At 42.1% G+C, this 25,883-nt stretch carries 19 protein-coding genes and 1 tRNA gene; 11 read left to right on the top strand and 9 right to left on the bottom strand.

Translation table 11 applies throughout. From position 1 onward, the window contains the following. The first annotated feature begins 432 nt into the window (after window positions 1-432). The 4 genes from V7K84_RS32605 (at window position 433) to V7K84_RS32590 (ending at window position 4,214) form a co-directional block, all read left to right on the top strand. Window positions 433-807 carry a hypothetical protein gene (locus V7K84_RS32605; protein ID WP_334844417.1) on the top strand — a complete coding sequence of 125 codons (375 nt, stop codon included), beginning with the start codon at window positions 433-435 and terminating at the stop codon, window positions 805-807. A gap of 198 nt (window positions 808-1,005) precedes the next feature. Next, on the top strand, window positions 1,006-1,869 hold the full coding sequence (locus V7K84_RS32600; protein WP_334844415.1) for an SIMPL domain-containing protein: 864 nt from the start codon (window positions 1,006-1,008) through the stop codon (window positions 1,867-1,869). Between the two features lie 534 nt (window positions 1,870-2,403). Then, the gene (locus V7K84_RS32595; RefSeq protein ID WP_334844413.1) at window positions 2,404-2,811 is read left to right on the top strand and encodes a VOC family protein; all 408 of its coding nucleotides are present in this window, start codon (window positions 2,404-2,406) and stop codon (window positions 2,809-2,811) included. 488 nt (window positions 2,812-3,299) lie between these two features. Next, a complete protein-coding gene (locus V7K84_RS32590; RefSeq protein WP_334844412.1) occupies window positions 3,300-4,214 on the top strand; it encodes a bestrophin family protein in 915 nt (304 codons plus the stop codon). A 177-nt stretch (window positions 4,215-4,391) separates the two neighbouring features. Here V7K84_RS32590 and V7K84_RS32585 read toward each other — a convergent pair whose 3' ends face one another. Then, window positions 4,392-5,240, bottom strand: coding sequence for a M28 family peptidase (locus V7K84_RS32585; RefSeq protein ID WP_334844411.1), 849 nt, complete (start codon window positions 5,238-5,240; stop codon window positions 4,392-4,394). Between the two features lie 318 nt (window positions 5,241-5,558). On the opposite strand from V7K84_RS32585, the gene dnaK reads away from it, so the two are divergent. Both dnaK and V7K84_RS32575 read left to right on the top strand, forming a co-directional pair. After that, the gene (dnaK, locus tag V7K84_RS32580; protein ID WP_334844409.1) at window positions 5,559-7,640 is read left to right on the top strand and encodes a molecular chaperone DnaK; all 2,082 of its coding nucleotides are present in this window, start codon (window positions 5,559-5,561) and stop codon (window positions 7,638-7,640) included. Between the two features lie 108 nt (window positions 7,641-7,748). Continuing rightward, window positions 7,749-8,744: a J domain-containing protein gene (locus V7K84_RS32575; RefSeq protein ID WP_334844407.1), complete on the top strand. Its 996-nt coding sequence runs from the start codon at window positions 7,749-7,751 to the stop codon at window positions 8,742-8,744. A gap of 353 nt (window positions 8,745-9,097) precedes the next feature. Here the strand turns inward: V7K84_RS32575 and V7K84_RS32570 are convergent, their stop codons facing one another. Together V7K84_RS32570 and V7K84_RS32565 are read right to left on the bottom strand one after the other, a co-directional pair. Next, a complete protein-coding gene (locus V7K84_RS32570) occupies window positions 9,098-10,528 on the bottom strand; it encodes a DUF4335 domain-containing protein (protein ID WP_334844405.1) in 1,431 nt (476 codons plus the stop codon). Further along, entirely contained in the window at window positions 10,525-11,151 is a 627-nt protein-coding gene (locus V7K84_RS32565) for a DUF3038 domain-containing protein (RefSeq protein ID WP_094350233.1), read from the bottom strand. Before V7K84_RS32565 ends, V7K84_RS32570 begins: the two co-directional genes overlap by 4 nt. 487 nt (window positions 11,152-11,638) lie before the next feature. Here V7K84_RS32565 and V7K84_RS32560 point away from each other — a divergent pair, with 487 nt between their 5' ends. Together V7K84_RS32560 and V7K84_RS32555 are read left to right on the top strand one after the other, a co-directional pair. Further along, window positions 11,639-12,157, top strand: coding sequence for an adenine phosphoribosyltransferase (locus V7K84_RS32560; protein WP_334844403.1), 519 nt, complete (start codon window positions 11,639-11,641; stop codon window positions 12,155-12,157). Window positions 12,158-12,366: 209 nt separating this feature from the next. Next, a complete protein-coding gene (locus V7K84_RS32555) occupies window positions 12,367-13,413 on the top strand; it encodes an ABC transporter permease (protein ID WP_322667036.1) in 1,047 nt (348 codons plus the stop codon). 263 nt (window positions 13,414-13,676) lie between these two features. On the opposite strand, the gene V7K84_RS32550 is transcribed toward V7K84_RS32555, so the two are convergent. The 3 genes from V7K84_RS32550 to V7K84_RS32540 form a co-directional block, all read right to left on the bottom strand. Further along, window positions 13,677-13,747 (bottom strand) — tRNA-Gly (locus tag V7K84_RS32550). Window positions 13,748-13,797: 50 nt separating this feature from the next. Further along, window positions 13,798-15,012 carry a hypothetical protein gene (locus V7K84_RS32545; protein WP_334844401.1) on the bottom strand — a complete coding sequence of 405 codons (1,215 nt, stop codon included), beginning with the start codon at window positions 15,010-15,012 and terminating at the stop codon, window positions 13,798-13,800. A 68-nt stretch (window positions 15,013-15,080) separates the two neighbouring features. After that, window positions 15,081-18,611, bottom strand: a complete 3,531-nt coding sequence (locus tag V7K84_RS32540; RefSeq protein WP_334844399.1) for a response regulator — start codon at window positions 18,609-18,611, stop codon at window positions 15,081-15,083. A 1,031-nt stretch (window positions 18,612-19,642) separates the two neighbouring features. Here V7K84_RS32540 and V7K84_RS32535 point away from each other — a divergent pair. Continuing rightward, the gene (locus V7K84_RS32535) at window positions 19,643-20,281 is read left to right on the top strand and encodes a GNAT family N-acetyltransferase (protein WP_334844397.1); all 639 of its coding nucleotides are present in this window, start codon (window positions 19,643-19,645) and stop codon (window positions 20,279-20,281) included. A gap of 896 nt (window positions 20,282-21,177) precedes the next feature. Further along, window positions 21,178-21,732 (top strand): hypothetical protein, encoded by a 555-nt coding sequence (locus V7K84_RS32530; protein ID WP_289798997.1) that lies wholly within the window; start codon window positions 21,178-21,180, stop codon window positions 21,730-21,732. 8 nt (window positions 21,733-21,740) lie between these two features. Here V7K84_RS32530 and V7K84_RS32525 read toward each other — a convergent pair whose 3' ends face one another. The 3 genes from V7K84_RS32525 to gor all read right to left on the bottom strand — a co-directional run bounded on the left by V7K84_RS32525 (window position 21,741) and on the right by gor (window position 25,118). After that, a complete protein-coding gene (locus V7K84_RS32525) occupies window positions 21,741-22,889 on the bottom strand; it encodes a histidinol-phosphate transaminase (RefSeq protein WP_334844463.1) in 1,149 nt (382 codons plus the stop codon). A gap of 104 nt (window positions 22,890-22,993) precedes the next feature. Further along, window positions 22,994-23,629 carry a YqiA/YcfP family alpha/beta fold hydrolase gene (locus V7K84_RS32520; protein ID WP_334844395.1) on the bottom strand — a complete coding sequence of 212 codons (636 nt, stop codon included), beginning with the start codon at window positions 23,627-23,629 and terminating at the stop codon, window positions 22,994-22,996. 112 nt (window positions 23,630-23,741) lie between these two features. Continuing rightward, window positions 23,742-25,118, bottom strand: coding sequence for a glutathione-disulfide reductase (gor, locus tag V7K84_RS32515; protein ID WP_334844393.1), 1,377 nt, complete (start codon window positions 25,116-25,118; stop codon window positions 23,742-23,744). A gap of 341 nt (window positions 25,119-25,459) precedes the next feature. Between gor and V7K84_RS32510 the strand changes: the two genes are divergently transcribed. After that, window positions 25,460-25,883 (top strand): hypothetical protein (locus tag V7K84_RS32510; RefSeq protein WP_334844391.1); only part of this gene is annotated, 424 nt, incomplete at its 3' end.

Here is a 25,883-nt window from a genome sequence, read left to right as displayed (position 1 = left end):
GCAAATTTTACTGCAAACCTAAAAAGTGATGCCAATTACCCAAAAAGCTTAACTTGATGAAAAACTTGTTCCTAATTCAAGTGGTTTTATTGCTGTTAATCTTGATCCCCTAGTCTTTATACTGCGTTTTATGTAGATTTCTGCTAAAAAGGCAGAAAATTGAAATAATTAGGATTATAAATATAAAATGTCGGTAACTTACCAGCTTATTGGACGCTGTTTTAATAAGTCATGCTGCGATACAGTATAAACTTTAACTAAAATAAGCCAAGCCAAATGTCTGATATTATACCAAGATAAAAGGCTAGTTTCGGGGTTGATTGCATCTGTAAGTTAAGTTCCTTTTAACTGATTGTCATCACGACGTTGCCATCTAAAAAAGTTATTTTCTCCACCAAGCATTGACTTGATTAAAAAAGGAGTTTAAAAACCATGAAAACGGTAGTCAATTTAACACAACAATCAATAGTGGTAGAAATTGAAAGTGTTTTGAATACATATCCATCCCATCCATATCAACAAGCCTTTGCAATTCCTGATTTACGCCAAGAGCTAATTACTTTCGTCCTCAACCGCATTCCCTCCTTTTACAGCGTCATGTCTGATGAACAGATTCCAGGGGAGGCTGAACAAGGAAGCTTGGCTTATTACAAATTGCCTCGTAAACCCTTAGAGCAGCAACTACATTTACAGAATTTGATTCACCAAGGCATTTGTCTAATCGTTCAAGAAAAGTCAGATTGGATTAGCCATCGCGTTTGTGAAACAGTTCAACCAGCTTGTGAACCCTCTCACTGGTTTGGTTAATAGTTCTAACCAGATTTGGCTCTCTGCTGAGATATCAATAACGTCCGCAGTGAATTTTGAATTTTTGAGTTAATCTCACGACTAAAGGCTGTGGGATTAGCTCAATATTTTTTTAAGTAGATTCCTATTGAGGTGTAAACTTTGACAATCACTAAGTTCAAAGGATATTCCCAGGATATGAGAAAAATAACTGCTCTAATGCTAAGTATTTCCGTAACTGTCGGGGTAGGAACATTAACACCCAAAGTCACTAATGCCCAATTGTTTTACCCACCAGCAAGCGATCGCCATTCATTAATGGTAATCGGTCAAGGAGTAGTGAGAGTGCCAGCAGATACAGCGGATATTGAGTTGGTATTCAGTAGTGGAGGTAGTGGAAGTAGCAATGATGAGTTACAAACGCAACCATCATCTCTACCCGAAACCCGTCGCATATCCTCACCCTCCGGGTTCGGCAGTCCCTCTTTGTTGGAACAACAAGACCGGGCTGCCTCACCAACTCTACTTTTGAATTACAAAACAGCAGCAGAACCTTTACCAAGCAAAAAATCCCTAACTAAAACAACTCTTCAGCCTGTAGTGGATAGCTTAGTTGCTAAAGGCATTAGGGCTGATAAAATTCAAGTACAAATTAATCCTAATACCAGTGAAAATAATGCCAAGATATTGGTGAGACTAGAAAAACCAACGCGCGATCGCGTCCAGGAAATTGTTGCTATAGCGAACAAGTCCACGAGCCAAATTGAAAACCTTTCTGTCAAGAGTGTGGGTGTTGAGTACGCAGTAAATGATTGTCAAGCTTTGCAGAGTTCAGTTTATCAATCAGCGATGAAAGATGCTCAAAGCCGCGCTCAGGCTTTAGCAACTGCTATGGAAGTTAAACTCAGTACTCCTTCTGTCGCCGAGCCATTTTACACATTATTTTATCCCTCATGTAGTTCTAAAACTGGAGTTCCTTTGCCGTCATTTGCTAGTTTTTTATTATCACCAGCTTACGATCCAGAAGCACCGGCAGAAGTTGAAATGAAAAAGGATATTTTTGTAACATATACAACGAAATAAACATTTATATTTCCTGCGATCGCACTTTGATTGAGTCCAAATTGGAAGTGCGATCGCACTTAATTATTTACTTCATGTTTGAATGAAAAAACTCCAGAAATGTTTGTGACAAATCTGGAGTCAGGAAAGATACGCATTTACCTATACCAAATTTTCACCTTGAGAAAATCCTACGTCATCCGGGTATACACTCAAATGTAGATAAAAGTGTTTGAGGATTCTCGTTTGCACTCTTCCCTGTGGGAAATAACGCAAAACAGCCCCAGATAAGCTGAGGCTGTTTTGCGAGAGTCGTTTGGTAGGAAGGGTACATCAATAAGTGATGCCCGTGTTAAATATAGATAATTCAGTATGCATCCTTATTCAGCCATGTTTTGGCATATCAGGATGATTGAGAAAATTTTAATGCTTTTTCCAAAAAGAAACTCCAGATGCACTTAAGGCATTCTGGAGCAGTAACAGGTTTCTAACATCAATCAATTTTTACCTATGCGATCGCCCGATGTCGTTAGGGTATATACTCAAATGTGTTTTATGTCTACTTATCCGCAAATAGACCAGCAAATTACCTTTCTTTCTACCCATAATCTCAATGTATCTACAGAATTCTACGAACAAAAGCTAGGTTTGGAGTTATGGCTTGACCAAGTAACCTGTCGAATTTATACTGTTAGTGGTTCTGGATACTTAGGATTGTGTCAAGCAAGCGAAACATTGGCTCCTCCAACCGGAAAGCAATCAAGTGTTATTTTTACTCTGGTAACACAGCAGGTGGATGAATGGTTTGAATATCTCAAAGAACGTGGCGTCGAATTTGAAAAGCCACCGACACTAAATGAAAAGTACAACATTTACCATTGTTTTTTCCGCGATCCTGATGGTTATTTGATTGAAATTCAACGTTTTGAGACTAACGACAAGAAAAAAGACATAACCAAATAAGTTATGTCTAGACGTTTAATGTACAGGGCAGGATTTTTACAGGCTAGAACTTTTTGATTTGCTAGGGTACATGATACCGACAAATGCTGTATGAACATTATCGATAGGAATATACCTTTTCTTCCATAGATTTATCGGGATAAAATGCGTAATTTATGCTGCCCCTGGAAAATATTTACATTTCTTTATAATTGGCGCTTAGTTGTAGCCAGCCCTAGCAAGGCTTTTGACTTTTATATAATGTTTGCTTCACTCTTAATAATAAGTAGACCTCTTGCAAAAGTCGCTAACACCCCACCCCCAACCCCTCGCCGCTTGCGGGGAGGGGTTCTTGTACCTCACTCAACTGAGAACCGCTATATTATGTTCTTAACAAGAATAGTTTTTCAAGTATCTCTGTGCTAATTGTGCTACTTTTATAATGATTATTTTGAAGCTAACAAATGCTGAATTTATCGGTTCAATAATTATTTTACTAGGGTGACTACATGATAGCCGAAAAAATCAAATGGGTGCGCACAGCATTACAACCTAAAGGTTCAGTAATAAAAGCAATTTTAAAACATGTTTTATGGTGTGGAGCTTTCGGATTTTTAATTTCTCTGCTTCACCATTTTGAAAAACCTGTATCACAGCCCATTTTAGTAAATGTGATTCCTAGTATTGTTTTAGGTTTGTTACTTGTCTTTCGTACAAATACTGCTTATGAGCGATTTTGGGAAGGGAGAAAATGCTGGGGTTCTATAGTAAATAACGTCCGAAATTTAGCGAGGCAAATTTGGGTATCAGTTGATGAAATTTCCCCAGAAGATAAAGATAAGAAAATTACGGCATTAAACTTATTGGTAGCGTTTGCTGTAACAACTAAATTACATTTGCGAGGAGAAGGTGTCAATAGTGAGTTAGAAGACTTAATGCCATCTACTAAGTACATAAAACTGAAGATTATGAATAATCCTCCTATAGAGGTTGCCTTTTGGATAGGAGATTATTTACAGCAACAATACGATCGTAATTGTCTGAATAGCTACCAGCTAACATCAATGCAAGAATTATTGAATAGTCTTGTGGATAATTTAGGTGCTTGCGAACGTATTTTAAAAACGCCTATGCCGCTTGCGTATGCTATTCATTTGAAGCAATTACTGATACTATATTGCTTTTTGCTACCATTTCAAATAGTAGACAGTCTCGGTTGGTGGACAGGTTTAGTTTCTGCTTTAGTTGGGTTCACTTTGTTTGGCATTGAAGCCATTGGCTTGGAGATAGAAAACCCCTTTGGTTATGATGCTAATGATTTACCATTAGACGCAATTTGTGAAACAATGAAGCGTAATATTGACGATTTAATTACTTTGACTCCTAATGCGCGATCGCATCAGCAAGATAGTATAACCAATTGAAAAAAGCTGATAATAATACAAATAAACCCCAGTGGCGATCCACTCGGTTTATGCATGATATATATTCCACAAAAATGCTGTATCTGTACCCATGATTGCAGATAAACCACATCTAAAAAAGAGGTGCGATCGCTTTAAGTCTGGTTTGGCAAACTATAAACCTCTCCTAATATCCTTTCACAACTGCCGAATCGCCATCTCTAAACCTTCACATACACGAGTCAGAAAATCTAAATCCAAAGTAGCGATCGCATCACTAGCTTTGTGATAATGTGGATTTCGCAAGAATGCCGTATCTGTCACCATCATTGCCGGATAACCCAAATCCCAGAATGGTGCATGATCGCTAAGTCTAGTTTGGGGAACTATTAAACCTCGATTCGGCACGGGTAGCCATTGACTAGATACGCCAGCTTTGCGAATATTACGGCTCATCCCAATTAAATCAGGTAATGTCCGCAAGTTACCAATTAAAGCAATAAAATCACCCGTATCTGGGTAGAAGCGTTCCAGAGGAGGGGGGTAACTTTGGGAACCAGGTGTAGAATCCTTATAGCCCAGCATTTCTAGGGAGATCATTAAGCGTAGCTGTTGCTTTTGTTGATGCAACAGGGCTGCATAATCAGCACTACCCAGTAAGCCGTATTCTTCCATATCGAAAGCAACCAGTCTTAAGGGATATCTCGCAGGTTCGGCAGCAAACTTTCTCGCCAATTCCAGCAACACCGCCACACCTGTAGCATTATCATCAGCCGCAACTGTTCCTGGAACGCCATCATAATGAGCGCCAATTAAAATCGGCAGTAAATCCTTTTTTTGCCCTCTAGCTTGGGATGGTAAATTTAATATCAGGTTATTGCAAGTTTTACCTCTGACTTCAAAGGTGTGGATTTCCACACTCCCCCATTGGGAAAATTCCTGGCGGATATATTCTTGGACAAAAAAATGCCCAGCCGTTGCCATATAAGGATCGCGTTCTCGCGCTATCTCACTCAGGGAAGTCTGTAATCGCTCTGTTAAATTCAAATCTTTTAAGTAGTAGCAATAATATGAGAATTTTCAGGCACTCAAAAAAGCAGAGCAAGCGTTCTTAAGGTTAACTTACCAATTTGCAGATAACTTAAACAGAAGTAGGCGGATATCAAGAATTGAGGCTGCTTGGGCACACCAACCGTCTCAATGCTATCCTAGTCTTGCAACTATCTCCTCTAGCTGCACTTCTTAGCTTACTGCCTTAATGATGAGTATTATACATTGAGGTGTTTTTATCTTGTAGCACAAAGCTAGAGGTAGTTCCGCCCAATCATAATAAATATATAAGACACTTTAGGAGAAGAGTAACGCATGGGCAAGGTAGTCGGCATCGACTTGGGTACAACCAACTCAGTAGTCGCCGTTATGGAGGGTGGCAAGCCGGTGGTGATTGCCAATGCAGAAGGAATGCGAACAACCCCCTCCGTAGTTGGCTTCAGCAAAGAAGGTGAAAGGGTGGTTGGGCAAATGGCACGGCGACAAACCGTCCTCAATCCCCAAAATACCTTTTTTGCAGTTAAACGTTTCATTGGGCGGAAGTATGGCGAACTTAATGCAGATTCTAAGCGTGTGCCCTACACCATCCGCAAAGACGAAGTAGGTAATATTAAAATTGCCTGTCCTCGTCTGAATAAAGATTTCGCCCCGGAAGAAATTTCGGCAATGGTGCTGAAGAAATTGGCAGACGATGCTAGTCGCTATTTGGGTGAGCCAGTTACAGGGGCAGTGATTACAGTACCCGCCTATTTTAATGATTCTCAACGGCAGGCAACCCGTGATGCTGGCAGAATTGCTGGTTTAGAAGTGCTGCGGATTCTCAATGAACCGACGGCGGCATCTTTGGCTTATGGATTAGATCGGGGTGACACGGAAACGATCTTAGTCTTTGACTTGGGTGGTGGCACTTTTGACGTGTCTATTTTAGAAGTAGGCGATGGGATATTTGAAGTCAAAGCTACCAGTGGAGATACGCAACTTGGTGGGAATGACTTTGACAAAATAATAGTCGATTGGTTAGCAGAGCAATTTCTGGAAGTCGAAGGGGTAGATTTAAGACGCGAGAGACAATCTTTACAACGCCTGATGGAAGCTGCGGAAAAGGCAAAAATTGAACTTTCCTCTGTCAGCGTTACCGATATTAACTTACCTTTTATTGCTGCGGATCAGGAAGGCCCCAAACATCTGGAAACTCGTCTAACGCGTTCCCAGTTTGAAGGCTTATGTGGTGATTTGGTGGGGCGCTTACGGACACCAGTGAAACGCGCCCTGAAAGATGCCGGACTTTCACCTAGAGACATTGAAGAAGTTGTGTTAGTTGGCGGTTCTACACGAATGCCAATGGTAAAGCAGCTTGTGCGGGACTTAATTGGCACAGAACCCAACGAGAACGTCAATCCCGATGAAGTCGTGGGAGTGGGTGCAGCAATTCAAGCCGGAATTCTGGCAGGTGAACTCAAAGATGTGCTGCTTTTGGATGTTACACCTCTTTCTATGGGATTGGAAACCATCGGTGGTGTGATGAAAAAACTCATTCCTCGCAACACGACAATTCCAGTCCGCCGTTCTGATATTTTTTCCACGTCTGAAAATAACCAAAATACTGTGGAAATTCACGTAGTCCAGGGCGAACGGGAAATGGCAGCAAACAATAAGTCTTTAGGACGGTTCAAGCTCTACGGCATCCCACCCGCACCACGAGGAATTCCCCAAGTTCAGGTGTCATTTGATATTGATGCTAATGGTATTTTACAAGTAACAGCCCTAGATAGAACCACTGGACGAGAGCAGAGTATCACCATTCAAGGCGCTTCCACCTTGAACGAGTCGGAAGTGAATCGGATGATTCAAGACGCTCAAAAATACGCTGATGTCGATCGCGAACGTAAAGAAAGAATAGAAAAACGGACTCGTTCTGAGGCGTTGATTTTCCAAGCAGAACGACAACTTAGAGAAGTCGCGCTGGAATTCGGTATGCAGTTTGCCCGCAGCCGCCGCCAAAGAATTGATAATATTTGCCGACAACTAAAAGAAAGTCTTCAGGAAAATAGCGATCGCGGTATCGATCAAGCCTACGCCGACTTGCAAGATGCTCTCTATGAGCTAAATCGGGAAGTCCGCCAGACTTATGCTGAAGATGAAGACGATGACTTGTTTGGGACTATCCGTGACATCTTTACTGGCGGTGATAAAGAACGCGATCGCGAATCTCCCAGAGATACATATCGAGAACGCGACTCATACAGTAAAGACTATGGCAAAGATTACGGTAGAGACTATGACAGAGATTATAGCCGCGATAATCGTTCTTCCTCTTATGAAAGCCGTCCTCCCCGCAAATCCCGCCCCAGCTACCAAGATAACTGGGATGATGAAGAAGACAATGATTGGTTATAAGAAAAGTTAGGAGTTAGAAGTTAGGAGTTAAAAATAAATCTTTCAACTCATAACTCCTAACTCTTAATTAATCCAAAATCTAAAATCTAAAATTTAAATAACTGAACTATGCAAAATTTGCCGAACTTTCGCGATTACTACGAGATTTTAGGAGTATCTAAAGATGCCTCTGGTGAGGAAATTAAAAAGGTTTATCGGCGGTTAGCAAGGCAATATCACCCCGATCTGAATCCGGGTAACAAAGAATCTGAGGAAAAATTTAAGGATATTGGCGAGGCTTATGAAGTTCTTTCCGATCCAGCCAAGCGATCGCAGTACGACCAGTTTAGCCGCTACTGGAAGCAAAAAGGCTTTGCAGGCAACAAACAAACGCCAAAGGCTAAAACTTGGCAGAGTAGTGCTAGCGATCGCAACGGGAATCAGGATGTAGATCCCAGCCAATTCTCCGACTTTGAAAGCTTTATTAATCAAGTTATTGGTGTCAAAAATAAAAGTGCGGCAAATAACTCCAGTAATGGCAATAATAGCGATCCGTTTCGTTCTCCCAGAACAAAAGTTGCCTATACAGTTAACACTCCACCTCGCACAACCCGTCGAGATATAGAAGCCAGATTAACGCTTCCACTAGAAAAAGCTTATCAAGGTGGTAATGAACGGATTCGTTTGGAAGATGGGCGATCGCTAGAAGTTAATATGCCTCCAGGGATGATAACAGGTCAAACTATTCGTTTGCGCAACCAAGGCGTTGGTGGTGGCGATCTATACTTAAAAATTACCGTTGAACCTCATCGATTATTTAAATTAGAAGGTTTAAATATCGTCTGCCAAGTACCTGTTACTCCCAGCGAGGCAGTTTTAGGAGGACAGGTAGAAGCACCTACTCTTGATGGCCCAGTGAAAATGACCACCCCTCCCGGAGTTAGGTCTGGTCAAAAATTTCGACTAGGGAATAAAGGTTATCCCAGTGATGACGGGAAACGTGGCGATCAATTAGTAGAAATTCAAATAGTTACACCGAAAAATATTAGTCAAGAAGAACGGGAACTTTACGAAAAGTTACGGCAAGTTGAAACCTTTAAACCCCGTGCTGATTTAATCCGTTAGGAATGAGGTTGTGTATCTATATTTAATACCCTTATTTCCCCTGCATTCATTACTTTGGAAATTTAAACTTCACTGAGCTACTCTGACTTTCAGATACTAATCGCCATTTCCCCGCACTTCTGTACAATCAACGTAAGCGGGATCTCCTGCGGGTAAGGGGCGAAATGGGGTCAAAAGCATTGATATATCCGCTTTAAAAAGGCAAAATCCTGGGTCATAAATCTAAATTTCTCAGGTTAGCGCCATATTATCGCAAACTTACAGAGATAGGTAGAAAATTAAATTGTTAGGTATGTTATTGCTCAGAGTAGGGCACAGAGAATAGCAACTTAATTCTCTTGCCCCATGCCCAATTACTGATATCCCTTCCAAGGAGTGACTTCGAGCTTGCCGTTAGGCTTGAATATAACTTGGAAGTGGGCTAGAGGTTCTTTGTCATTGGGAGCAGCTACATTAGAACCATAGATGGCGTTAAACATCTTAGGAAGAGGTGTTTCTCGGAAATAATCAAAGGCGACTTGATTAAGTGGTTCATAGTCAGCAATTACACCATCTTTGTTGACTGCTACCCGATATTTCAAATCTCGCGTAAAGGTGGGAGTGCCACTCCAGGTTTCACGAACTGTATTATAAAGCTTTTTATTTAAACCTTTAGTGATATTAGAGTCAGTAATTTTTGCACCGACTACCTCTGGTGTCTTAGCATATCCTCGCCAAGGGCTAACTTGCAGCACACCATTTGTAGTAAACACTATTCGGAATTGGGCTATCGGTTCATTAGAAATGGGAGCGCGGTTAGCAGGATTGTAAAGTAGGTTAGGTAGAGGAGTTTGCCCGACTTCTTGATTAGCCTCTTTATTCACCGCTTTATAACCAACGATCGCTCCATCCGCAGCTACACCTAAACGATAGATCAAATCCTGTTGCAATCCTGAACGCTTAGTCCAAGCTGGATGAACTTGGTTATACACTTGACGATTCAATGCACGCAGCTGGGATGGATCGGTAATTTCTGGAACTGTATTTAAAAGTGCTTCTAAATCTTTGACTACTGGCTTTTCATTAGCTGTGGGTATTGCTATAGGTGTTGCAGCCTCGATGGGTGTTGCAGCTGCTGATGCTGGAGGATTAAGGCTCTTTGTTGTAGAGCTAGTTTGCTCATCTGGCTTAGGCTGCGGTGGACGAATTTGGGGAGGTGGAATCAGGTTAAATGCGATCGCTGCTACTGCTAAACTTGATACTCCCACAGCAGCAGGAACAGCCTGCCTGATTAAAGCCTGACTAGCACCGCCATAGCGTCTAGTAACTGGTTGTAGTTCTAGAGATAATTCTGGTAAAGTCTGGGTATCAGCAAAAAACTGATCCACTGCTTCTACTAAATCAAACAACTGCACCGTATTCAAATCTATTTCAATAGGCGGACGTTTGGAATTATTAGAGCGATCGAACCCCTCTGGAGCATTCTCTGAATGTATGATTAATCTATGGCGGTTGCCGTCAATTTTTTGAAACTCTACTAGCTCCGATTCCTGGTTGTGTGCTTGCGGATTGGGTACAGTACTCAGAAATTCTTGGGCGTAACCACTAACGGCCCTCACCAAACTTTCAAAAAATTCTCGCCCTCCGGTTAGGGGTTGATTGTAACCAGATAAATAGCATTCTGCATTTACCAATATTGATAATTCTGGGCGCATTTCCTGGAACTGTGCAGCCCTAGTGACATCACTTAACCCTTCTAAAAGAAGAGTACAATTAGGTAGACTGTACTTACGTTGAATATTCATTCCACTTCACCGTCAAAAAGACTAATCCAGAACCGCTGCATTCCAGCAGTACCAGTACAAAATAGTAATTGTCCTAACAAATTTATTGCTAGCGCATCTAATTTTTCATCAGAAGTTAATGCTAGTACACCAGAACGTCGAGCATTCATCCGGCTTTTAAAATGCGCTCTAAACCGCTCTAGATAATTAGATAGCCGCAAATTCTGTTCTAATGGAATCTGTTTTTCTTCCATTTGTTGGCATATCATTAATAACTGGCGGATAACAACAGTTAAACGCCGTGCTATATAGCAAGCAATGACCACCAAAGCTTTTGCTTCCATAATAGTTAAGGGACGGCGCATGTGCGCTCTTCGTAGCGGGTTAGAGCTACGCATCCGCCATAAATTTACTCTGTCTTTAACAATTCCTTTCAGATCCAACTCTTGAGCAAAAGCCAGGATTGCTTCCGAACCACCAAGTTCTAAAGCTTCAATTGCCAGTAAAATCAGGTCAATTTGCAGCCTGGTTCTTCGAGGACAGGTTTTGGAAGCGATCGCAGGATCTGGTAAAGTGTCCAGAATCATCGGCAGTGAGTCTTGGGTTGGACTGTTGAACGGCGTTAAACTTGCTGAAACATTCATTCTATAAATACCTTGTGCGGTTCCAACAGACTAGATAAAACAAATTTAAGATCGGTAGCCAAGACTTGAGCCTTAGACTTGTGGCAGTAGCATGACTACCTGATATATACATTACTTAACTCTTTCTACTCAAAGTTTTCCCTATATTGAAATCAAAATTTTAAAACATAACTAAATTCACCTCATTTATTAGTGAAATACCTTTTATAGCTTGGTTTAGATTCTAATTATCGTCAATGAAGAGCGAAGCTTCAGCCTTTATCCCCACTTGACCCCCAGCGTATGACATTATAGTGTACGATTTTTCAGGTATCTGAAATTGGGCACTTGTACTGAGCGTATCGCTAAAGCGAAAGCTCCGCTAACGCGTAGCGTCTCGTAGAGAAGCCGTTGGCGTAGCCTCTCCAAGAGTTGTATTGGGCATTGCTTATTAATTTTTCTACCTCATTCCCCATTCCCCATTCCCTACTCCTTTATTCCCCATTTTATGGATTTAAAGTCTCTCGTTCGTGACATTCCAGATTTCCCGAAACCCGGAATTTTATTTCGGGATATTACTACGTTACTGCGCGATCCAGAGGGACTGCGCTATACTATTGACTTTTTAACACAAAAATGCAATGAAGCTGAAATAACAGCTGATTATGTCATTGGTATAGAGTCGAGAGGATTCATTTTTGGTTCACCTCTGGCTTATAAATTAGGAGCTGGTTTTATTCCCATCCGCAAAAAAGGGAAGTTACCAGCAGCCGTTCACTCAATTGAATATGAATTAGAGTATGGTACAGACTGCGTAGAAGTGCATCAAGACGCTTTACATGAAGGTAGCCGAGTTTTGATTGTCGACGACTTGATTGCCACGGGTGGAACAGCGAGTGCGACGGCAAAGTTGTTACAAAAGATTGGCTGCGAACTAGTAGGATTTGGGTTTATTATCGAGCTACGGGATTTACAAGGGCGTACACATTTACCGGACGTGCCGATTATCTCTTTAATTGAATATTAGTCATTAGTCATTGGTCATTAGTCATTGGTCAATAGCAAAACAACTGGCAAATGACGAAGGACAAAGGACGAAGGACATAGACGCGCCAGCGGTGAAGCAGCGCGGTCTTGGGAGTTTCCCCCATGAGCGACTGCTGAACCCGTTGGCGCAGCCTCTCGTAGAGAAGGGCTTCCCGCAGGGTAGAACAAATGACAAAGGACAAAATATAAATGACATCTACAAAAATTTCCTTGGAGACAGGTCGGGATTGGCTAATCGGGCTAGTCACGAGCGAAACTTTTGTTTATGTGGCAAAGCGGCTATTGCAGGCACTGCTAACTTTGTTATTAGCCTCAGCGTTGTCGTTTTTCATCATTCAACTCGCTCCCGGTGATTATGTAGATACGCTGCGGCAAAATCCGAAGATATCCCCAGAAAGAATTGAGGAAATCAAACGGCAGTTTGGTCTAGATAAGTCTTGGCCAGAGCAATTTGGTCTGTGGCTATGGCGAATCTTGACCAAAGGGGATTTCGGCACGAGTTTTATTTATCAACGTTCAGTTGCATCGCTGTTGTGGGAACGAGTACCAGCGACTTTGCTATTAGCGATCGCATCTTTAATTGTCACATGGGCGATCGCCATCCCTTTAGGGATATTTGCCGCTGTCAAACAAAATAAGCCAGCAGACCGGATTTTACAAGTGATTAGTTACGCTGGACAAGGCTTTCCCAGTTTCATCACTGCCTTAGCGCTGCTGGTTTTAGCCCAAATCACCTCGCCGCTGTTCCCAGTGGGTAGCATGACTAGCATCAATCACTCAGAACTGTCGTGGTTTGGCAGAATCTTAGATATCGGTTGGCACATGATTTTACCCACCATCGCACTCTCAATTACTAGTTTTGCTGGTTTGCAACGCATCACTCGCGGCGAATTATTGGATGTTCTGCGTCAAGACTACATCCAAACGGCTCGTGCCAAAGGTTTGCCAGAAAACCGCGTTATCTACGTTCATGCACTCCGCAACGCCATAAATCCTTTAATTACCTTATTAGGTTTTGAATTAGCTGGTTTATTAAATGGTGCCTTCATCGCCGAATTTTTCTTCAACTGGCCTGGTTTAGGGAGATTAGCTTTACAGGCTTTACAAGCTCAAGATTTATATTTATTAATGGCAAGCTTGATAATGGGCGCAGTACTCCTGATTGTCGGCAATTTAATCGCCGACTTGATGCTCAAAGCAGCCGATCCACGCATTCGCCTAGAAAATCTCAATTAGCAGCAATATCTAAATTCAAAAAATCAAAACTGATGGGGCGTTTTGCAGAGTATTGCCAACTATCAAACAACAATTAGGTAAATAGCGAGGATATGGATGTCGTTGAAGTAAAGTCTTCCCGATTCCTCATACCGTCTTAAATTTGGCTACTCTCAGTGTCAAGCTATTTCTGCACACTGCAAAATTATGAATGACTGTTTAACTAGTTATTTTACTAAGATTCAGACTTAGTCTTTGCACTAGTATCTTTGAGAGTTTTTCTAAGCGGGCGGCGGGAATCGAACCCGCATTAATAGCTTGGAAGGCTATAGTTTTACCACTAAACTACGCCCGCAAATTTCCAACCCTATAAATTTAACACGGTTTCTGTAAAAATTCAAGCATTCAGTTGGAATTTGCGGGTTGCATTTTGATCCTGACATACAAATTGCTCAAGTCTGGTTTTGTACCATCGTTATTGTGGGCAGCAAGAAAGTTTTCTGTTTTGAAAACTTCGCTCAGGACTTGCTCGTATGTACTTTTTTCACTTTGCAGTTTTGCTGGTTCTATTTCTAGAACTACAGCCTGTTGAAAGTTGCCATTTTGATCAATTATCAAGCTAGCCAAGAGTTGTGCTGGCTCAAGTTCCGAATTGTGGACAAGAAAACTTGGGTCTAATTGTTTTGTGTTGCTTCCCCTGTATAAAGCGATAACGTCGGGTAAAGCATCTTGTCGGAATCCTTTTGATTGTATCAAGCTAATCACTTCATCTCTAGATAAGGGAGCTACTATTGCTACCGATGCTCCTCCAGTCGAAGGCGCTGGAGTTTCTCTACTCGAAGGCACTGGAGTTTCTCTAGTTGAAGGCGCTGGAGTTTCTCTATTTTCCGGTTCTGAAACTGGTCGATTTGATGGAATACCTGTTGGTAGTTGCGTTCCCTTCCCCAGTTTAATTTCTTGACGACGCTTCCAAGGTAAATTACCGACCGGAACTGTAGGTGTCGGTGTGGCTTTAGCTATAGGCTTCGGTGTGACTTTAGGTGTAGGTGTCGGTGTGGCTTTAGCTATAGGCTTCGGTGTGACTGTAGGTGTAGGTGTTGGTGTGGCTTTAGCTATAGGCTTCGGTGTGACTTTAGGTGTAGGTGTTGGTGTGGCTTTAGCTATAGGCTTCGGTGTTGGCGTGAGGACTTTCTGCTGTCTAAAAGGTTCGCTATTAGGTTGAGAGGCGTAAATTCGGCTCTTTTTCTGGAGATTCTCAGGAGAATTTATTGCACCAAAATCTTGATTTATTGGCGTAGTTCGTGCTGTTTGTGATGAACGTGCTGGTACAGACTTTTGAGTCGAGGATAGTGGCTTTGATGAAACTATTTTAGCTGTTGATTTTGATTTGATTATTGATTTTGTTTTAGGAGCAATTTCTATCAATTCGATGGGAACAGCAGATTGATTTTGCTGGGGAAACCACAGACTAAATGCATTAGATGAGCGCATCAGCCAGAACACCAGCAAGTGCAGAGAGACTGAACTGACAACGACAAAAATCCACAGACCTGGTGGATCGGTGTGTCGTCTCCAGACCTTGGCTGGAATTGGAGTTTTGTCTGCAACCGATGGTGTCATATTATATAAACTGGATATGATTATGCACTTTTACTCATTGGTAATGCTTTAAAATACCAGTCTAAATTTTAGCGATTAACCATTACCTCTGGTGAAACAGCGAAAGTCAAAACTGTTTCATCTACTCCTTTAAGTTCTAGCGGACTCCCTTTAGTAATTTCTCCTTCCTGCAAATAATCTGCTACGGCAGCAGAAACCAGGATTGTACCGGGAACAGCAGCAGCTTGCAACCTTGCGGCAATATTCACACTTGGGCCAATAGCAGTATAATCGGCGCGTTCAGCGCTACCAAACATCCCCACAACAGCAGTACCTTGGTGAATACCGCACCGGAACTGTACGCTAGTAAGTTTGTCGCTATCGAATACACCTTGCTCTCGCCAGCGCTGGTTCAAGTCAGCCAGTGAGCGGTGCATTGCTCTTGCTGTATTAATGGCACGACGCACTTGTTCGTTAGGGGTTAGTTCTTCCGGCGCTCCATATAAAGCTAAGATAGCATCTCCCATAAATTTATCTACAGTGCCGCCATTGCTAAAGACAACTTTAGTCATGGCTTCTAAATATTCATTTAGCAGCTCTGCGACTCGTCGGGATCTGAGAGTATTTGCTAGCTGTGTAAAACCCACAATGTCACTAAATAAAACTGTAATCAAGCGTGGTTCTGGGCGCAAATCTAACGTTAAATCTCCGGTTGCGGCTTTTTGCACCAACACAGCAGGTAAAAAGCGCTTTAGCACCGATTCTGTTAGATAAGTATTTAACTCCACAATTCGCCGTTCATTTTCTTTCAACGCTAAAAGATTCCGAACTTCTGCCAAAAGTTCCCGATCGTTGAATGGTTTTGCTAAATAAGCGTCCGCGCCATGTTCTGTACCTTCGATGCGGGTTTCTTCATCTACTTTCGCTGTCAGGAGAATGATTGGTGTTCCTTTCAAAGTCTCCTCTTTGCGAATCATCTGAATCATCTCAAGTCCGCTCACTAACGGCATCATTAAGTCAGTCACAATCAAGCTGGGTAGAATTTCCTTAGCTCTACTGTGCCCTTCATGACCGTTACGAGCTGTCTGTACATGATAGCCGTTGCGGCGGAAAATTTCAGATACGTAGGTTCGCAAATCGGGGTTGTCATCTACAACTAAAATTGAGTGCTGAGTCTTATGTGCTGAGTCTTGAGTATCAACACTGGGGGAGAGGTTTATTGTAATATCTTCAATATTGTCTGTTGTTGACTCTACTAGTTCTAAATCAGCTAATTCTACGCTAGCGCGGTTTGTATTCAGTTCGGTAGGCGTTTCTAGTACTTGCTGTGCAGGTAAATGAGCATTTCCAGTCACCAGCCATAAACTAAAAGTAGTACCTTCACCATAAACTGATTCCACGGTAACTTGACCACCATGTAATTCTACTAATTCTTTAACTAAAGCTAAACCCAAACCACTGCCTTCATAGGAGCGGTTTGCTGAACCTTCAGCTTGGCGAAAGCGCTCAAATAGATGGGGAATTTGTTCTTTAACAATACCAATTCCAGTATCTTGCACTTGTAATATGCAGCGATCGCGCTCAGATTTTAGTCTGACACCGATCGTGCCACCTTCGGGAGTAAACTTCATGGCATTTGACAAGAGGTTATAAACCACCTTGTCAAATTTTTCCATGTCTAAGTACACCGTCGAACATTCATCTAGCTGGGTGACGAGATGCAGTCTCTTTTTCTCGCAGTAGGGACGAAAAGATTCTACTATTTGGCTGACAAATTCGACTAAATCACAGGGATGGAAGCTAGGCTGCATTCTCCCGGCATTCAGGCGTTGTAAATCCAGAAGTTGATTTACCAGTCGCAGCAGGCGACGGGAGTTACGCAGGGCGATCGCACATTGGGAGTAAGATAATCCCTCACCAGCCGCCACCGCCGACTCTAAAGGCCCTTGAATCAAGGTAATCGGTGTGCGAAACTCATGGGAGATATTTTGGAAAAATTCAGTTTTTTGTTTGTCTAATTCCAGTAAGCGTTCAGCTTGTTGGCGAGTTTTTTGATACAAGTGTGACTGTTGGACAGCGATCGCAGCTTGCGCTGCTACTGCTTTCGCCAAATCGATATCAGATGGCAACCATTGGCGTACTTTTTTACCTTCATGCAAGGTAATACTACCAATACATTTACCATCAGCCAATAATGGCACAAACATTAGCGATCGCGCTGGCATTTTTAAAGGCAAATCAAAACCCCGCACATCTGAGGGAGAATGGCTCACATTACCAATCACCACAGGTTCATGTGTCTGTAGCATTTGTTGGAGGATGGGATTTTCCTGAATCGATGCTTGAGAATAGGGTAATCTCTGGTTTGGTAGGTGATGATTGCTACTTGAATTATTGTCTGGAGCTGGCGCTCTTAAATTTTCTAGATGTTGAAAACTGTCATACAAGGCCACACACTCAACAAACTCATCTTCCTCAGTCCACAAAGACAAGACGCAGCCATCAACTTGTAAAGCTTGTCCCAATTGTTGGGTAATTGCCGCAAAAATATCTTGAGGATCTAAGCTAGAGCGAATTGCGCTAGTAATCGTATTAATCAAGCTCTCGCGCTTGGCAAGAGCACGTACTTGTTCGTAAGCATAAGCTTGAGACAAGGCTAAGGCTGCCTGATCCGCTACCATCAAAACTAACTGCACCTCATCATCGCCCCAGAAGCGAGGAACAGAACACTGGTGTAGCGCTAGCACAGCCATCAGTTCTTGTTGGCAGATCAATGGCACAACTAAACTAGAACAAATGTTAGCAGCAGCAAAAGCTTGCCCACGCTCACGCAGTTCGGGAGTGTTACCGTGAATGCGCTCATCATCGATCGCATCGTGAATTACCTGAACTTCGCGGGTTTCCCACACTGTCTGAGCCAAAAGAGGCAGAGGAGTTGCAGAGGATATAACGGGCAGAGAGGAAAGACTTACTGCTACTTCCGCTCCGATCTCCTGCACCTCTGCTTCTTCAGAAATAGGCTTCTGATAGATAAACCCTTTATCCGCCAACTGCTCATCTTGGAAGGGACGTAGCAGACAAACATCCACCTCCAACATGTGACCCACTGTGTCTACAATTGCTTGCAAAATTTGTCTGTAGTCTAAAGCACTGCGAATCGTATTGGTAACGGTATTCAGCAGCGATTCTTGACGGAGTGTGCGGGTAAGTTCGCGGGTTCTAGCTTTGAGGACATTGTGGGTATCCAAAGCTTGGCGTACCACCGCTTTTAGTTCCTCCGCTTCCCACGGTTTAGTGACATATTTAAATACCTTACCAGCGTTAATTGCTTCCACCAAGTCTTCGACATCGGTGTAGCCAGTTAAAATAATCCGGATAATATCTGGATATTGAGTTGCTGTTAGGCTCAAAAATTCTGTACCGCTCATCATCGGCATCCGCTGATCGGAGATGATCACCGCGATCTCTCCCTCTTGAGCCAGCAGATCGAGGGCCGCAGGGCCAGAGGTTGCCCTTAGCACCTTATAATCACGATAGAAAGTGCGGTAAAGCAAGTCAAGGTTGTCTGGTTCATCATCGACAACCAAAATTTTAGGCTTACTGTTTGCTTGGGATTTCATGCACCGCTTTCCTGCTGCAACGGCAGTCGGATAAAGAATAATCTGATCAGGTAAGGATTTTTCTGAGTCAGGTAAGAGCAGAGCATTTCGACCAATAGGGCTGTTTGGCTACATGACTGCTGAGTGTAGGAGCGTTTGCTCGCAGAAATTCGTCTCAATTGCTTGTGCCGATTACCGTTTGCGTTGGTGCAGTGTAATTGCTTTCATTGTCAGTTTTAGTGTTACAGAGTCGACGCTTACTTGCCAAATCTTTTTTCACCTCCTGTGAGCAATGTCTGATAATACATACAGCGCTCATAGCCAGCTGAAAAATCCAGATAAAGCTGCATATTAAGTTTTCCCTCCACAGCTGTTGTAATAACACTTGCAGGTAAATTTTATTTATGGTAGTCATGGTAGAGTCAGTGAAATTAAAACAATAAGATTTAAAGCCAAAGTATACTATTAGACAAATACCTCTTTCTAATTTAGCAATCAGAACTATCATTAAGACAAGTGGTAGTGGTTGAGGAGTTAGAGATTAGGGATTAGGGAACCTTACAGATTCTTGTCCCAGTAGCTGTACAGCCGATTTGGATGACTTAGTAGCAAAGTAGTATCAGTGTAGCGGTAACTGCAAAAAACAAGTTCAGTAGTGTAACCAAGGGTGGTTTGAAACCAGAGTTTGCCAATAGTGTACTTACTTAACAATTTTGGAGATGCTGCTTACAGACAAGTTATGCTATTCCTCTGCCCACTCGCTCAAAGCTCTATCACTTTACAGATGTTTTTGTGGCAATCAGTTTCATATTCTGCCTACCTAAAACAAGGTATGCAATGAATATACTGAATTTAAGGTTATAGATTTATGAAGTTGTAACTCCTAATACTCTTTCAAAAATGCAGGTTATAAAACTCCAAACTAAAGTGTAAAAATTTGTTTAATCTACAAGAAAAAGCGAATTAGCAATATTGGTTCAGTTAAATCTCCTGGGCAACTCTATAAGTTCTGATTTAGTTTAAATCTTGTTTTAGGATATTTGAGAAAATTTTTGTTGAATAAAATCAATACTAAACTAGCCTTGAAATATCGGTTTTTTCACCCATACCACCAACAGCCAATCGATCCAGCTTCCTGCCAATTCCAAATTCGTACAGCTACACCTGCTGATTTGATTGGTGTTGCCCAAATTATTACTGAAAGCTTTCACTCCCACAAGGGTGTATGGGGATGGGCTTTCCCGTTGCTACGTCTGGGTATTTACGAAGACTTAAGGCATCGAATGGCATCACCTTCGCCCCGTCATCTGTGCTTAGTTGCCCTTGAAGCTACTACTGGTGAGGCTAATAACTTAGTAGGAAGTGTGGAAATGGGTGTACGCTACAGTAGTGATTCATGGAGCCAGGTTGGTGTAGGTTTTCCTTACTTATCTAATTTAGCGGTTCACCCAAAATACCGTAGACATGGTGTGGCTTCAGGATTACTTACTAGCTGTGAAAAAGTCTCTCGCGAGTGGGGATTTCAAGACTTATATCTCCATGTTTTAGAAAATAACCATCAAGCACGACAGCTTTATTTCAAGCTGGGATATCGAGTGCATAAAGTCGAATCTAATTGGAATACATTTCTTCTAAGACGCTCAAGCCAGATGTTATTGCACAAGCACCTGAGTGCTGATTCCATTATCTGAGTTTTGTTTTAGCAATTGTCAAGTTTTGTATTCTGTTCCAATTAATTCGATAAAATCTGTAACTCATAGCGGTAATCAAACACAAACTAAGCTAAACCACGTCTACCTTGATAACCATAGTTATTTTGACTTAGAGAAAGCTCAAAACTCAAGCTAGGACTAAATAATATACTCTTCTTAAGAACTCCTGGTTTTCAACTGGACGGGGTTTAATTAGGAATCTAGCCAACATTAGCTAAATATCCATATAAATCCGCTTTGATTTCGATGACTGACTTGGTTTAGCTGGCAAGAGCTAACGATAAAGAAGGCTCTTTGAGTTATACCGAGTTTTTTCACGCAATCAAATAGGAGTCCTATAAATTAAAACTAAAACATGGTTTGTGAATTTACTTGCTTCTTAAATAGCTTTTTATAAATTTTTTCTCAAAAGAATATTTGATTTAAACTTTTTACGAAAAATCCCCTCGTCCCTATAAACAAATTATCTTTTTGGTAAATATTTTTAATATTAAAAAATGTTAAATTTAGCTTTTGGAATTTATGGTTAACAAATTTTTGAAAGCATTCGATATAGATGAAAATAGACTATAATGGGAAGATAGGCGAAATCGTGTTGAAAGAAATCATTACTTCCTCATAAGAACTTTGTAATTAATATATTCATCTTTATAAAAACTTTAAGAAAACACTCGTATAGTTTACAGACAAATCTAGTTATATCTCATAAAATATAATCACTCAATTACTGAAGCAACGCCTATATCTTGCTATTTTTAGTTGGATTGACCAGAAAGGTCTTGATAATAAAAGAATTCAAAAACTTGATTTGATATAACAGCTAGTTCCGTTTTGAAGTGCATACTACAACAACATTCATTAAAAGTTTAAAAAACATGGATAGCGAACAGCATCGACGCTATCAGACCTCTATGGTGTCAACTTATTACCCTGAAACTACTTTCCTTGACTCTGTTGTCATGTCAGACGGAACTGAGCAATCACAAAGCTCGGATATCCTTACACGTTTGCACAGTGGAGAAGTTTTCATCGTCAATAGTCGTAGGCGAAATGGATTAATACTCTTTAAACGCTACCATGCAGAGTTTGCTGGGCCTGGGGCTGCTGTGGGTGGGGATTACGATTGTGATTGCCAAAGGGCACTGCCCATAGGTAATCTTTCTTTATTAACTCCTGAATCTAATGAAGAACGCCAGAAAGCCTACTTGATTAGGCGACAGTGGATTCGATTGATCAAACAAATTACAGAAAATCCACTGCCTGGGCAGCGAGTCCAGAAGATTCTCGATCAATTTGAACAATACTTTCCACCAGAAATAGTGGCTCTTTTACCGGATGTTGCCTTTGCTCTTTTAGTAGGTGTGCTGCCACAAACAGTGGGAGTAGTACGCCGTTTGGGCAGTGAGGTAAATAGCAGGTTTAATTACTGAGTAAATTGCTAAGATGACAAATTTGCCAAAGTAGCTTTTACTCGATTAACGGTACGAGCGTTTTCCTCTATCGTTCCGACAGTAATTCGTAATCCTCCACTAATGTGCCGTACAAGAGTGCCGAGTGTTCTAAGTTTCTGGTGGAAAGTTTTTAAAGCAGCTTCTTGTGAATTAAAACCATTTGGTTTAAGACGTAGATAAATAAAGTTGGCAGCACTTGGAGTAATTTGTAGTTCTGGTTGCTGGGATAAAATTTCGATGAGTTTGGCTCGTTCACTTAGAGTTTGGGGAATTGATTCCAGCAAGAGTGTACGATTTTGTAAACCAACTAAGGCAGCTGCTAGGGAAAAGCTGGGGAGATTGTAGGGTAAGCGAACTTTTTCTAAAATGGCGATCGCTTCGGGATGAGCGACGCAATAACCAATACGGAGAGATGCTAATCGGAAAGCTTTAGAAAAAGTGCGTAATATCACCCAATTAGGATGCTGTGCTAATTCACCTACTAGGGTAGTTTGGCTAAATTCAAAGTAAGCTTCATCAATTACTACTAAAATATCCTGTGGCAAGCTTCTTAACCAAGCTAACTCTGCCTCAGTTAAGCTGTTAGCAGTCGGCGAATTAGGATGGACTACGAAAACTACGCGAATGGAGGGATTTTGAGTTTGTTCGATCGCAGACTGTGCGGCGCTTATGTCAATTTCAAAATTTGTTTCATTTCTCCCCACTGTTACCACAGAAATGCCCAAAGTTTGCGCCAAAATCCCGTACATTGAGAAAGTGGGATTGGCAACAAGAATTGACCCTTCTCCTCCTAGACAGGTGGCGATTAATAAAGAGCGGATTAGTTCATCTGAACCATTACCAACAGAAATATTGGCAGCAGTAAATAAGGATGATGAGAGGGCGGCTGATTGATTGACGTACTCAGCGATCGCATCCTTAAGTGTTTCATGTCCACCATCGGGATAACGATTTGTTTCAATTACTTGCTGATACGTCCACGCCAGCTTCTCTTTTAATTCAGGTGGTAAATCGTAAGGGCTTTCATTTGTGTCTAGCCGATCGAACTGTGTGGCGACAGAATCGGCTGTATCGCTACTGGGATGAGGTTTGTACGCGGTGAATTGCGCTAAATCTGACCGGATGAAGGGAAGCATAGTTTTAGTCATTAGTCATTGTCATTAGTCATTGGTCATTAGTAACTAACAAAGCACAAATGACTAAGGACATTATTTATGTGTGAGTCTAATATTTTACAACTTCAAGGTAATTGGCAAAAGAGGCGAATTGCCTGCCAAATTTCTTTCATAACATTACCCAAAGCGTGGTCACTGTCGAGTTCAACTAACTCCACCCAAGGACGCGAGCGCGCAAAGTCCCGACTAGCTTCTATCGGAATGACTTCATCCTTTTTGCCGTGCAAAATTAGCGTGGAGATAGGGCGTTGCAAAAGCTTTTCTTGGTATTGGGCAGCATCTGTAACGAAATCGTAACTTAAAGAAAGCGATCGCTGCTCCCCATAGTGGTAGACCATGATATATTTTTCTTGCTGCCAACGCTGTACTTCTTCATCTCCTAGCTTGGGCAACCAATGGGATAAAAACCCGAAAGCTGGTGCTAGCAAAACTAAGCGTTGTACTTGCAAATTTTGTTGTCCCAAGTGGGCAGCGGTCAAACCACCCAAACTTGAGCCAATGAGTGTTACTGGTGTAGAATCATTGTTGAATTCTGCGGTAACTTGAGCGATCTGACGAGCGATTGTCAACTGGGAAAAATCGCCAGCATTGAGATCGGGAATTTTCAGCTTTGTGTGAATTTGGGTAAAGCGATCGTTTATATCCTGCGCTTTGGCAGATTTAGGGCTAGAAGCAAAGCCGTGAAGATATATGTAGTCCAAAGTTGTAAATAGTTAGGAGTTAAAAATTATTGAGTGTTGATAAATAAAGATTTATCAATTGTTGTGGCTCACTTATAATTCATAACTCAGAACTGCTCACTCCTAAGTTTTATTAGCGCATTGTGACAAATTCCTCTGCGGCTGAGGGATGGACACCCACAGTAGCATCAAAGTCTTTTTTGGTTGCGCCCATCTTGACTGCGATCGCCACACCTTGGATAATCTCAGCGGCACTTTCACCTACCATGTGAGCGCCTAGAACTTTGTCGGTGTTGCCATCAACCACCAACTTCATCATTGTCTTCTCTTGCTTACCAGTCAAACTGTGGTACATAGGGCGAAAGCGAGTGCGAAAAATTTTGACGGCATCACCGAGTTTTTCCCGTGCTTCGGCTTCTGTCCAGCCGACAGTTGCGGCTTCTGGGCTAGAAAATATGGCTGTGGGCACAGTTTCGTGACTGAATTCGCGGCGATTATTCCCAAATTCAGTATCGGCAAAAGCGCGACCTTCGCCAATGGCCACGGGAGTTAAATTGATGCGGTCGGTGACATCGCCAACAGCAAAAATATTCGGTTGACTAGTTTGACTATATTCATTGACTGCGATCGCATTTGTGGTAGGGTATCCAGGCCCTTCGATAGAACTGGCGACAATATCAACCCCAGCGTTTTCTAAACCTAATCCATCTACATTGGGAGTTCGACCGGTCGCTACTAAAAATACGTCGGCAATTAGTGGTTCTTGGTCATCCCCTGATAAAGTCAGTTTCAACCCTTCTGGGACACCTTCAATTGCTTTCACCACATTATTCTTAATCAAGCGAATTCCGTGGTTCGTCATACCCTCTTCAATTTCTATACGGACATCTTCATCAAAACCATTTAAAATTTTTTCACCTCTGGTAATTTGTGTGACTTCAGAACCCAAACCGCGCATAATACAAGCAAATTCCGTGCCGATATAACCAGCGCCAATAATGACGATGTGTTTTGGTTGTTCTTTTAGATGAAAGATTTCGTTAGAGGTAATGCCATGTTCCATCCCTGGTAAATCTGGCTTGACAGGACGCCCACCAACAGCAATTAAAATTTTGTCTGCTGTAATTTTACGTCCATCAACTTCTATGGTGTGGGGATCTACCAATGTGGCGCGACCAGAAAATAGTGCCACTCCAGCTTTTTCTAAGAAGTTGATGTGTAGCTGCGACAGGCGTCGAACTTCCTTATCTATAGATGTAATGAAATATTCCCAGTCAAACTCAGCATTACCTACTTTCCAGCCATAGCCTGAAGCATCACTGAACAGTTCGGGAAAGTGAGAGCCATACACCATGAGTTTTTTGGGAACGCAACCGCGAATCACACAAGTGCCACCAACTAAATCATATTCAGCGATCGCCACTTTTGCGCCGTAGCTAGCCGCTCGTTTGGAAGCCGCCAAACCTCCAGAACCCGCACCAATTACAAATAGGTCGTAATCAAAAGTCATAAGTTTATGTTCTCTTTAGCAACAAGTGAGTTCCTGGGAACTTACACACAGAACGTGATTGAACTATATAAGGATATCCGGTGAACGCTGTGTAAGTCCTGTCCTTGATTTAATCTAGCGTTAGCAGATGCTATCTGGTCGTAGGGAATATCACTTTTTGCTTTGGCGGCATTGGCATTAAAGGCAGTAGTTAACAGTTGTACTGTTCTGCCCCTAATCGAGCATAAGTCTGTGCTACCGCATTGGAGCAGCTAAGTTCCACAGGAATTACGCAAAATTATGACAAAATGTACTGCCTTCAGCGTTTGTATAGCATTTTTTTACCCCTTTTAGCAATTTTTATGTACTTGGAGAGTCAGTTGGGGTTACAGGTGTTGGATCTGTTGGAGTTACAGGTGTTGGAGTTACGGGCGTTGGATCTGTTGGCGTTACGGGCGTTACGGGTGTTACGGGTGTTACGGGCGTTATGGGTGTTGGCGTTACGGGTGTTGGAGTTACAGGTGTTGGCGTTACGGGTGTTGGAGTTACGGGTGTTACGGGTGTTACGGGCGTTACAGGTGTTGGAGTTACAGGTGTTGGAGTTACGGGTGTTGGAGTTACGGGTGTTGGAGTTACGGGTGTTGGAGTTACGGGTGTTGGAGTTACGGGCGTTACGGGTGTTGGAGTTACGGGCGTTACGGGCGTTGGATCTGTTGAGGTTACAGGTGTTGGAGTTACGGGTATTACGGGTGTTGGATCTATCGGCGTTACGGGCGTTGGATCTGT

The sequence above is a fragment of the Nostoc sp. genome (genome assembly GCF_036917315.1).
In the GTDB taxonomy this organism is placed as follows: Bacteria; Cyanobacteriota; Cyanobacteriia; order Cyanobacteriales; family Nostocaceae; genus Nostoc.
Note: the sequence above shows the minus strand (reverse complement) of the source record. Positions and strands in the feature narration are given on the sequence as shown.

Excerpts from the sequence above, each read along its gene's own strand:
- V7K84_RS32605 (WP_334844417.1), top strand. The coding sequence starts at position 433 with ATGAAAACGGTAGTCAATTTAACACAACAATCAATAGTGGTAGAAATT.
- V7K84_RS32600 (WP_334844415.1), top strand. The coding sequence starts at position 1,006 with ATGCTAAGTATTTCCGTAACTGTCGGGGTAGGAACATTAACACCCAAA.
- V7K84_RS32595 (WP_334844413.1), top strand. The coding sequence starts at position 2,404 with ATGTCTACTTATCCGCAAATAGACCAGCAAATTACCTTTCTTTCTACC.
- V7K84_RS32590 (WP_334844412.1), top strand. The coding sequence starts at position 3,300 with ATGATAGCCGAAAAAATCAAATGGGTGCGCACAGCATTACAACCTAAA.
- dnaK (WP_334844409.1), top strand. The coding sequence starts at position 5,559 with ATGGGCAAGGTAGTCGGCATCGACTTGGGTACAACCAACTCAGTAGTC.
- V7K84_RS32575 (WP_334844407.1), top strand. The coding sequence starts at position 7,749 with ATGCAAAATTTGCCGAACTTTCGCGATTACTACGAGATTTTAGGAGTA.
- V7K84_RS32570 (WP_334844405.1), bottom strand. The coding sequence starts at position 10,528 with ATGAATATTCAACGTAAGTACAGTCTACCTAATTGTACTCTTCTTTTA.
- V7K84_RS32565 (WP_094350233.1), bottom strand. The coding sequence starts at position 11,151 with ATGAATGTTTCAGCAAGTTTAACGCCGTTCAACAGTCCAACCCAAGAC.
- V7K84_RS32560 (WP_334844403.1), top strand. The coding sequence starts at position 11,639 with ATGGATTTAAAGTCTCTCGTTCGTGACATTCCAGATTTCCCGAAACCC.
- V7K84_RS32555 (WP_322667036.1), top strand. The coding sequence starts at position 12,367 with ATGACATCTACAAAAATTTCCTTGGAGACAGGTCGGGATTGGCTAATC.
- V7K84_RS32545 (WP_334844401.1), bottom strand. The coding sequence starts at position 15,012 with ATGACACCATCGGTTGCAGACAAAACTCCAATTCCAGCCAAGGTCTGG.
- V7K84_RS32540 (WP_334844399.1), bottom strand. The coding sequence starts at position 18,611 with ATGAAATCCCAAGCAAACAGTAAGCCTAAAATTTTGGTTGTCGATGAT.
- V7K84_RS32530 (WP_289798997.1), top strand. The coding sequence starts at position 21,178 with ATGGATAGCGAACAGCATCGACGCTATCAGACCTCTATGGTGTCAACT.
- V7K84_RS32525 (WP_334844463.1), bottom strand. The coding sequence starts at position 22,889 with ATGCTTCCCTTCATCCGGTCAGATTTAGCGCAATTCACCGCGTACAAA.
- gor (WP_334844393.1), bottom strand. The coding sequence starts at position 25,118 with ATGACTTTTGATTACGACCTATTTGTAATTGGTGCGGGTTCTGGAGGT.